Origin of the sequence: Asticcacaulis sp. (genome assembly GCF_051956075.1) — a bacterium.
Lineage (GTDB): Bacteria > Pseudomonadota > Alphaproteobacteria > Caulobacterales > Caulobacteraceae > Asticcacaulis.
The window spans coordinates 63,156-72,050 of the sequence record NZ_JBQCGA010000001.1 but is presented as its reverse complement, the minus strand read 5'-3'; the positions used below and the strand labels follow the sequence as shown (position 1 = coordinate 72,050).

General features: G+C 62.1%; 10 protein-coding genes. 6 read left to right on the top strand and 4 right to left on the bottom strand.

The window, feature by feature from the left end; translation table 11 throughout:
* Both ACTHLA_RS00300 and ACTHLA_RS00295 read left to right on the top strand, forming a co-directional pair.
* A partial coding sequence (locus ACTHLA_RS00300) for an alpha/beta hydrolase-fold protein (RefSeq protein WP_440183930.1) occupies positions 1 to 553 on the top strand: 553 nt, incomplete at its 5' end.
* Positions 554 to 562: 9 nt separating this feature from the next.
* Positions 563 to 964, top strand: coding sequence for a hypothetical protein (locus ACTHLA_RS00295; protein ID WP_440183927.1), 402 nt, complete (start codon positions 563 to 565; stop codon positions 962 to 964).
* 4 nt (positions 965 to 968) lie between these two features.
* Here ACTHLA_RS00295 and ACTHLA_RS00290 read toward each other — a convergent pair whose 3' ends face one another.
* The 4 genes from ACTHLA_RS00290 to ACTHLA_RS00275 form a co-directional block, all read right to left on the bottom strand.
* Positions 969 to 1,178: a hypothetical protein gene (locus tag ACTHLA_RS00290; RefSeq protein WP_440183925.1), complete on the bottom strand. Its 210-nt coding sequence runs from the start codon at positions 1,176 to 1,178 to the stop codon at positions 969 to 971.
* Positions 1,179 to 1,355: 177 nt separating this feature from the next.
* On the bottom strand, positions 1,356 to 1,487 hold the full coding sequence (locus tag ACTHLA_RS00285) for a hypothetical protein (RefSeq protein WP_440183922.1): 132 nt from the start codon (positions 1,485 to 1,487) through the stop codon (positions 1,356 to 1,358).
* On the bottom strand, positions 1,460 to 2,566 hold the full coding sequence (locus tag ACTHLA_RS00280) for an alpha-galactosidase (RefSeq protein ID WP_440183919.1): 1,107 nt from the start codon (positions 2,564 to 2,566) through the stop codon (positions 1,460 to 1,462). Before ACTHLA_RS00280 ends, ACTHLA_RS00285 begins: the two co-directional genes overlap by 28 nt.
* A gap of 864 nt (positions 2,567 to 3,430) precedes the next feature.
* Positions 3,431 to 5,263: a beta-galactosidase gene (locus ACTHLA_RS00275; protein ID WP_440183916.1), complete on the bottom strand. Its 1,833-nt coding sequence runs from the start codon at positions 5,261 to 5,263 to the stop codon at positions 3,431 to 3,433.
* 185 nt (positions 5,264 to 5,448) lie between these two features.
* Between ACTHLA_RS00275 and ACTHLA_RS00270 the strand changes: the two genes are divergently transcribed.
* The 4 genes from ACTHLA_RS00270 to ACTHLA_RS00255 are packed head-to-tail and all read left to right on the top strand — an operon-like array spanning position 5,449 to position 8,888.
* A complete protein-coding gene (locus tag ACTHLA_RS00270; RefSeq protein ID WP_440183913.1) occupies positions 5,449 to 6,066 on the top strand; it encodes a PepSY-associated TM helix domain-containing protein in 618 nt (205 codons plus the stop codon).
* A gap of 9 nt (positions 6,067 to 6,075) precedes the next feature.
* Positions 6,076 to 6,600 carry a DUF2271 domain-containing protein gene (locus ACTHLA_RS00265; protein ID WP_440183911.1) on the top strand — a complete coding sequence of 175 codons (525 nt, stop codon included), beginning with the start codon at positions 6,076 to 6,078 and terminating at the stop codon, positions 6,598 to 6,600.
* A gap of 6 nt (positions 6,601 to 6,606) precedes the next feature.
* Entirely contained in the window at positions 6,607 to 7,593 is a 987-nt protein-coding gene (locus tag ACTHLA_RS00260) for an FAD:protein FMN transferase (RefSeq protein ID WP_440183909.1), read from the top strand.
* Entirely contained in the window at positions 7,590 to 8,888 is a 1,299-nt protein-coding gene (locus ACTHLA_RS00255) for an NADPH cytochrome P450 oxidoreductase family protein (RefSeq protein WP_440183907.1), read from the top strand. The genes ACTHLA_RS00260 and ACTHLA_RS00255 overlap by 4 nt, the downstream gene beginning before the upstream one ends.
* Positions 8,889 to 8,895 lie beyond the last annotated feature (7 nt).

The window sequence follows — 8,895 nt, the reverse complement described above, 5'->3', positions numbered from 1 at the left end:
TCACTCCATGGGCGGCTATGGAACGACGCGCATCGGCATGAAATACCCCGAAGTGTTCGGCGCGCTCTATATTATGAGCCCGTGCTGCCTGTCGGCGCGCGGCGCGCCGCCGGCCGAGATCGGCAAGAAGCTGGAGGCGATCACCACCAAGGATGAGGCCGAAAAAGCCGACTGGATGAGCCGCGCCACATTGGCCAGCGCCGCCGCCTGGTCGCCCGACCCCAAGGCGCCGCCGCTCTATCTCGATCTGCCGACCAAGGATGGCGTACCGCAGCCAGACGTGCTGGCCAAATGGGCCGCCAATGCGCCCCTGGCCATGGTGGATCAGTACATTTCCAATCTGAAGCAGTACAACGCCATTGCGATGGATGTCGGCGATCAGGACGGTTTGCGCGTGGACGCCGCCAAATTGCATGATATCTTGGATTCCTACGGCATCGCCAACAGTTTTGAGATCTATTCCGGCACCCACACCAGCGCCGTCGCCGACCGCTTCCAGAACCATGTGGTCCCTTTCTTCAGCCAGCATCTGAAGTTCGAAGGCGACAAGTAGGGCAAAGTCATGGCGCTCCGGCAACAAAACGGGCTGACGCGGCGCGCCATCGCTCAGACCCTCATGGCTGCGCGCGCCCTGCCGATCCGCGACCCTGTGGGCGCGCCGCGCCTCACGCCATTTGGCGACGGACAGGTCGGATTGGGCGCAGGCCCCTTCCTCGACGCCCAAAAGGCCAACCGCGCCTTCATGATGCGGCAGGAACCTGACCGCCTGCTGCACAGCTTCCGGCTGAATGCCGGACTGCCTTCGGCGGCGCAGCCGCTCGCCAGCGGCCAGCGATATGGGGAACATCCGCTTTGCGCCTCTATCCGAGTCGTCGGGCCGCTACGGCATCTATCTCGATACCGCCAAGGCGTGAAGCCTCAGCGGCAGTCGGGCATGATGATGGTTTTAGCCGCGCCGTCATAGCTGATCACATGTCCGGCGCCATCGGCCTTGCAGGTGAGATGCCGCGGCCCTTCACGTTCCAGGCGTCGTACCAGCGGCCCCAGCCGTGCGGATAGACGCCAGGCAGCACCGCGCCCGCCTTGTCCAGCTCGGCCAGCGTGTCCGTGCCGAGATCGAAGCGCAGCCAGACCGAGATAATGGTGTGGACATGCATGTCGTGAACAGCCTGCACCATGGCCTTTGGGTCAGGATAACGCGCCGCGATCGAGACCAACTCATCCTAGGTGGCGTATGTTCTTTAAACTGCCACATGCCACAGGTCCAGCGCGCCATCATCGACGCATCGCCCGTCAGCGCCACGCCGACATCGGTATTGGCCTGTTGCAAGTGGATGGTGGCGCCGGACGCGCGCTTAAGCCTTCGGCGTGACGCGGATCATGACGACGCCGTGCGACGGCACGTTGCCTGTATAGCCGCCCTTGACGTTCTTTTTCACCGCCTTTGACCACAGATCCCTTACATCGGCCTTTGCGGGCAGGCCCAACGCCGACCAGTCCGCGTCATACTGTGGGCTGACGCCGAGCGATTGAGCAGGATCACCGCCGTGTCGCCATTGCTGAGCGGCCGCGCCCAGACCTCATAATCCCCATCCTTGGAGACGCGATGGCCCTGCCGGCCCAGCTTGTCCTGATCGACGGCGATCACGTCCGGATTCATCAGGATCGCTTTTGTGGCCTCGCTCATATCCGACAGGTCATTGCCCGCGATCAAAGGCGCCGCCAGCATGGCCCACAGCGAAAAATGCGCGCGGTATTCGGTGTCCGTCATGCCGCCATTGCCGACCTCAAGCATGTCCGGATCGTTCCAATGGTTCGGACCTGAATAGCTTTCCAGACCGACCTGCTCGTCGAGAATATCCACCACGCCATTGTCCCAGCCCTGGTGATGCCCCTTATAAAAGGCGTCGGTAATATCGCCGGTCGTGCGCCACAGGTGGCCGACATCGCCCGCCCATTTCCACGGCTTGTGACTGCCCCACTCGCAGATGGAGAAGACGATGTCGCGCCCCGACGCTCTCAGCGCCGCGGCCATGATGCGGTAGTCGGATGAGGCGTCGTCCGCGCCCGTATAGCACCAGTCATATTTGAGATAATCGACGCCCCAGACCGCATATTGCTTTGCATCCTGGAACTCATGCCCGCGCGAAGCCGGACGCCCGCCGCAGGTCTTGATCCCCGCATCCGAATAGATGCCGAACTTCAGGCCTTTGCTGTGGATATAGTCCGCCAGCGCCTTTATACCTGACGGGAATTTGACCGGATCGGCCACGATATTGCCTTGCGCGTCGCGGTCGGTCTGCCAGCAGTCGTCAATGACGACGTACTGATAACCCGCCGCCTTCATACCCGACGCCACCATCGCGTCCGCCGCGCCGCGGATCTTGGCCTCGTCGATATTGCACTGAAAATGGTTCCACGAATTCCAACCCATAGGCGGCGTCATCGCAACTTCCGGCTTGGGCGCGTCGAGAGGATAGGTCTTGATAAATTGCGCAGACGCGGCGCCGGCGCAGGCCAGCAACGAAAGACAGCTCAGCAAGGCCGCCGTGATCAGACGTTTCATGAGGGCGCCTCAGGTTCGCGGACACAAGATAAAGATGGACCGCCGCGGGAGTGACGCGGCGGTCCTAGAGGGGGAAGATATCACATATTAAAGGACGCTGAGATAACGTCCGCGGCCACACACATCGCCAGTCGCCAGATCAAACGCGCCGGTCAAACGCGAATTGACCCGTCCATGACTCCCCAAACAACCGGCAGGCGCAGGTCCGGGAAGAATCTCGGTGAATTATCCGCTCCGGTCAATGCGGATCCAGCAAGCCTGTTTTGCACGACGTCATGCACCGCGCCGGCGAAGAACCGCCAGAAACACGCCGCGCCCGAATTACGCGCTCGCAGGATCGCCTGATAAATCTTGTCTCCCTGTCGCCCCTGTCCGAAGGACCTGGCATATCTGTTTTAACGGCCATTGCGGCTCTTATGTTTCGATAACTCAGACTATAATGTTAGCGCTAAACCTCAGACAAGACATTTCTTTACGTTTTTGAAAAAAATTGACCTGGTGGCATTTATGTAACAAGCGTTCTCGTCCGCTTTTAAACACATATTCTCAGATTTTATTTTTAATTATGAGTTATATTTCAGTTTTTTATGCTAAAAATATAAGATATTAAATTAATTTTTTGCTGCGAAAACGTCGTCGAGCGTCAGATTTGATACCGCTTCGAAAATCTTTTATAAATGAAATATTCTTTCAAACTCAGACAGAGTCAGCCTTGGCGTGTCGATTTTCAAGCCCTCAGAGCCCTTTCTTCGCGGCTCGCGCGACAAAGAGGGCGTAAAAAAGGCGCCCCCGCAACGAAATGGCGCCTTCATTTGTCAGTTTTAAGCTGTGGCGTAAAACCGCCCCTTATCGCAGGCTTTGCGTTCAAACCGCGCCTGGCAAGTCCCAGACCTGCCTGGGCGAGGCGGACAGAGCGCGCGGTCCGCCCGTCAGCAGATCCAGTACGACGACCTCGTTCTCTCCGGCCTTAAGCCAGCTTGCGGGTACGAACATCGTCTGTTGCGGACCCGCCGACCAGTAGCGTCCGATATTGCGGCCATTGATCCAGACATAGCCCTTGCCCCAGCCGCGCATGTCGAGAAAGGTGAAGCCCGGCGCCTCGACGCGCAGCGTTCCGCGGTAAAAAGCCGGACCTGTCGCTCCTCCCGGCGCAAATGTCAGCTCGGACAAATCGTCCAGCGGCAGAGCGTAATGCGCCCACCCCTGTAGCGGCGACCCGTTCAGGCTGGCAGCGCCGATCAGGCCCTTCTGATCCTTGCCGATCTTCGCGCCGTAATTGCAATGCCCCATCGTATCGACCAGCACGTCGAGCGGCTGACCTGCGGGAATGTCAATCTCCGCTTCGGTTTCGTCAAAACGGCGATCGAGGATCGCCTGCACGCCACGACCATCGCCGATCAGCGCATAGTCGCGCACCTCGCCAAAACTGAGCTTGCCCTTCAGCGCGCTCTTCGTTTTGTGACGATAAAGAATCAGGCCGTGCGTCTGTCCCAAAGCCTCAAGAGTCCGCGGCGCGTCGGCTAGAACGGCCTTCCCGTAAAGCTGCGACAGGGGCGCGACCTCATGCAGCGTAAAATGCGGCGCGCGGATGGACGGCTCCGGCTCCGGCATGGGTTTGAACGCCTCAGGCGGCAGGTAGCGTTTGAACAGGGCCTGCACGGCCTCGTATTTCGGCGTCGGGCGACCGGCCTCGTCGAGCAGGGCGTCGTAATCATAGCTGGCGATGTCGGGCGTATAGCCCTTGCGATCCCAGTTGGCGCCCGGCGTAAAGCCAAAACTGGTCCCGCCATGCAGCATATAGAAGCTGATCGAATATTTGTTTTGCAGCATCCATTCCAGGCTGTCGAGCAGCGGCTGGGTCGGCATGGTTTCATGCAGCTTACCATAGGAATCGAACCAACCACCCCACAGTTCCGTACACATATAAGGCCCCTGCGGACGGGTCTGGGCGCGTTTGGCGAATTCGTCCTTCGCCTTGGCCATCGTGCCGAAATTGATCCCGCCGACCACGCCGGGCATCGAGCCTTTGGCGAAGAACTCAGCCGGATCGGCGGTGTAGAGCAGCCCCGTGAAGCCCGCGTCGACCAAGGCTTGCCTCTGGGCGTTCAGATAGGTCTGATCCGAACCATAGGCGCCGTATTCGTTCTCGATCTGGGTCAGGATAATCGGCCCGCCCCGGTCGATCAGCAACGGCGCCAGTTCCTGTCCCAGCCGCTTCAGCCAGCCCTTGACCGGTTCGAAATAGCGCGGATCGAGCGACCGCGCGCCGATGTCGTCGGTCGGAAACAGCCATGCGGGCAGGCCGCCGCCATCCCATTCTGCGCAGACAAACGGACCGGGACGCAGGTTGACGAACAATCCCTCCTCCTGCGCCAGCCGGACATAGGCGGCGACGTCGAGATTATCGGAAAAGTCATAGACGCCCGGCTTCGGCTCATGCGCGTTCCAGAACACATAGGTGGTCAGGGTATTCAGACCCAGCGCCTTTAATTTGCGCATCCGGTCGCGCCATGAAGCGCGCGGAATGCGCGGATAGTGCATCTCACCCGCCAGAACCTGAAACGGCTGCCCATCCAGCAGAAAACCATCGTCCGCGGCGGCGAAACGCCCTGGCGCCGGTTGCGCCCGCGCCGTCAAAGGCAGGGCCGCCGACGCGCTTAGAAGGGTAAGCGCTTTCAGTACCTCGCGACGATCCATTGGCATTGTCCCCTTCTACTTTTGTATGACAAATTAGAGATGGCAAGGGCGAGGTCAAGCCTGAATTTATCGTCCGCCGCGCAAATTCATCATCCTAAGCCAGGGAAAAACCGCTTCGTCTCTTGCCTTGCATGGCTGTGGCTGGTATTTGCGAATGATTATCATTAGTGGATATATCAACCCCCATGTCTGAGCGCTCTCCTGTGTTATCGCCCTTCTGGCGCAACCAACTGCGTCAGTGGCACTGGATCAGTTCGGCCCTGTGTCTGGTCGCTCTGCTGCTGTTTTCCGTCACCGGCTTCACGCTCAATCACGCCGCGCAGATCGCCGCCAAACCGAAAACCAGCCATGTCGAGAAGGATCTGCCCGAAGCCGATCTGGTCTTCATCGAGCGGGCGAAGGACGCCCAGCCCCTGCCCGACGTCCTGCGAAGCGCGGTCAAAGCTTTGACCGGCGTCGATGCCGGTAAGGCTTTGGCGCAGGTCTCAGATGGCGAAATCTATGTCGATCTGACGACGCCCGGAATCGACAATTCCCTGACCATTGAGGACGACGGCCACGTTACCTGGGAGCGCACGGATCGCGGCCTGATCGCCGTCCTCAATGACCTGCACAAGGGGCGTCACGCCGGGCCAATCTGGAGCCTGTTCATCGACCTGATCGCCCTCGCCTGCGTGGTGTTCGCGGTGAGCGGCCTCGGCCTTCTGTGGCTGTACGAAAAGAACCGTCGCATCACCTGGCCGCTGGTCGCTCTGGGGGCGCTGTCGCCCTTCGTGATCTTCATGTTGTTTGTGCATAGTTAAAGGTAAGTCATGACGTTTAAGAATGTTTTTTCCTACGCTGGCGCGCTTCTGACGGCTGGCGCCGCCGCCTCAGCCCATGCCGGTCAGGTGCAGATCGGCGTTGACATCCCGCAGGCTTCTGTCGCCGAATTCCATAAGCCCTATGTGGCGGGCTGGATCGAAACCGCGGCGGGCCAGCCCTCCGGCGACCTCTTTGTCTGGTACGACCAGCGCAAGCCGAACAATGGCGGCGCCAAGTGGCTGAGCGATCTGCGCACCTGGTGGCGCAAGAGCGGTCGCAATCTGAACCTGCCCGTGGACGGTTTGTCGGGAGCGACCCATGCACCGGGGCGCCAGACCCTGACGCTCGATACCGGGGCCACGGCCTTTAAAAATCTCAAGCCCGGCGCCTATCAGCTCGTCGTCGAAGCGGCGCGCGAAAACGGCGGCCACAGCCTCGTCAAGCTTCCCTTCGACTGGAATGGCAAGGCGTTCAGCGCCACCGGCCGCACCACGGGCGAACTCGGCGCCGTGACCCTGAGCTACAAGCCGTAAGCCCGCATGACCGCCGCCGACCCCACCGTCCTCATTCCCGACCTCGACGCGCCGCCGGACCTGCAGCGGACGGCGCAACGACTGAGCTTTGGCGGCGCGGCGTTCGCGACGACGTGGCGGGTGCGGCTCTGCGCCGATCCGGCGCGCTTTGCAGGGCTTGACCGGCTGCGGGCGGCTTGCGCGGCGAAGCTTGAGCGCATAGACGCCGAGATGAGTCCCTATCGCGAGGAGTCCGACCTGACCCGCTTCAATCGGGCGGCGGCGGGCGATGTCGTCCCCCTGCCCGCCCTGACGATGCAGGTCTTGCGTGGCGCTCTGGAGATCGCCGTGCTGACGAACGGCGCCTTCGATCCCTGCCTCCTCGCCGCTGTCGAACTTTGGGGTTTCGGCGCGCGCGCCGTGCCAGAGGGCCTGCCTGACGCCGCCGACATCGCCGCCTTGCCGAGCAGCGGCTGGCGCGCCCTGCATCTGACCGGAAGCGGCCTTATCAAGCCCGACGGCGTCCAGCTCGATCTGTGTGGCGTCGCCAAAGGGTTCGCTGTCGATGAGGTTCTTAGGCTTTGTCGCGCCGAACCGGGCGTAACGGCGGCGCTCGTCGAGATCGGCGGTGAACTGAAAGGCTGGGGCGTGCAGCCTGACGGCCAGCCATGGTGGGTCGGGATCGAGCATACGGATGCGCGCGTCGCCCTGTGCGGCTGGGCGGCGGCGACCTCCGGCGACGGACGCCGCGCCTTCGTCCACAAAGGCCGCCTCTATTCGCACACCCTGGATGCGGAAACCGGCGCGCCCACGACCTCGGACATCGCCTCCGCCACCGTCTTCGACCGCGACTGCTGGCGCGCCGACGCCTTGGCGACCGCCCTGATCGTTATGGGTGAAGCGCGCGCCCTGAGCTTCGCCGCCGAACATGATCTGCCTTGTTGGTTACGGGTGCGTGACGGGGACGCCGTGCGAACTGTCCTCAGTCCGCGCCTAGAGGGCTGGGCCGGATGATCGACGTCACCCAGGATCCGGCGCGGCTTGTGTGGTCGGGCGCCTCGCTGCTGGCCTTTGTCTGGTTGAGCTGGGCGCGGCTGAAGCCGAAGCCGCGCGTCACGGCCGCCTCCTGTCTTGTGCGGGTGCTTTACGCCTCGCAAACCGGTCAGGCCGAAGCCATCGCCCGCCGAACCCATGCGCGCCTGATCGCGGGCGGCGTCGACGCCGGACTCGCCTCGCTTGCCGATATGGATGCGAGCGATCTGCAAAGCGCTCAGACCCTGCTGATCGTCGCCTCGACCACGGGCGACGGCGACGCGCCCGACGAAGGCCGGGCGTTTGACAAGGCGCTGGCGGCCCGCCCCGACCTCAGCCGGCAGAGCTTCGCCGTCCTGGCCCTGGGGGATCGCCAATATACGGCCTTCTGCGCCTTCGGCCTGCGCGTGCATGCAGGCTTGCAGGCGTGCGGCGCAACGGCGCTCAGCCCCTGCCTGACCGCTGACGATCTCGACGCGGCGACGCTTTCACACTGGGAGGCGCTGCTCGATGGTCTTGGGGGCGGCGCTGCGCCGAAAGAAGCGCCCGCGCCCCTATGGACCTTGACGGAGCGTGCGCGCCTCAACCCTGACAGCCCGCATCCGCTCTATCGCCTGCGCCTGACGCCGCATATCGCTTGCGATTGGCAAGCCGGTGATCTGATCGAACTGGAAACCCCGGACGGCCACCGCCGCGACTATTCCATCGCCAGCCTGCCCGCAGAAGGCCATGCCGAACTCTATGTGCGGGAAGCGACAGGCCCGGATGGCTTTCTGGGTAAGGGGTCTGGTCTGTTGCTCCACGATACGGCGGAAGGCGACACACTTCGCTTGCGCCTTAAAAGTCATAAAAATTTCCATGCGCCCGCAGGTGATGGACCGCTCTTGCTGATCGGCGCTGGATCCGGTCTGGCGGGATTGCGCGCGCACATTATGGCCGCGCAGAAGCGCCCAATCTGGCTGGTCTATGGCGAGCGGAATCCGCACCGCGACGTCGCCCTGCCCGATGAGGCGCACATGTGGATTGTGCAACGCAAGCTATCTCACCTGAGTCTTGCCTTCTCCCGACCTGATGATGGCGAAAAGACCTATGTGCAGGACATGCTCATGGCTGAAGGCGCGCGGGTTTATGACCATCTGATCCGCGACGGCGCCGTCCTGATCTGCGGCGGCTTTACCATGGGCCGCGCCGTGGACAAGGCGTTGCGCGACCTGATGGGCGACGCCTGGACCGACAACGCCCTGCTCAGCGGCAGATACCGCCGCGACCTCTATTAGGAGCCCT

Excerpts from the sequence above, each read along its gene's own strand:
- ACTHLA_RS00290 (WP_440183925.1), bottom strand. The coding sequence starts at position 1,178 with ATGGTGCAGGCTGTTCACGACATGCATGTCCACACCATTATCTCGGTC.
- ACTHLA_RS00270 (WP_440183913.1), top strand. The coding sequence starts at position 5,449 with ATGTCTGAGCGCTCTCCTGTGTTATCGCCCTTCTGGCGCAACCAACTG.
- ACTHLA_RS00275 (WP_440183916.1), bottom strand. The coding sequence starts at position 5,263 with ATGGATCGTCGCGAGGTACTGAAAGCGCTTACCCTTCTAAGCGCGTCG.
- ACTHLA_RS00255 (WP_440183907.1), top strand. The coding sequence starts at position 7,590 with ATGATCGACGTCACCCAGGATCCGGCGCGGCTTGTGTGGTCGGGCGCC.
- ACTHLA_RS00295 (WP_440183927.1), top strand. The coding sequence starts at position 563 with ATGGCGCTCCGGCAACAAAACGGGCTGACGCGGCGCGCCATCGCTCAG.
- ACTHLA_RS00265 (WP_440183911.1), top strand. The coding sequence starts at position 6,076 with ATGACGTTTAAGAATGTTTTTTCCTACGCTGGCGCGCTTCTGACGGCT.
- ACTHLA_RS00260 (WP_440183909.1), top strand. The coding sequence starts at position 6,607 with ATGACCGCCGCCGACCCCACCGTCCTCATTCCCGACCTCGACGCGCCG.
- ACTHLA_RS00280 (WP_440183919.1), bottom strand. The coding sequence starts at position 2,566 with ATGAAACGTCTGATCACGGCGGCCTTGCTGAGCTGTCTTTCGTTGCTG.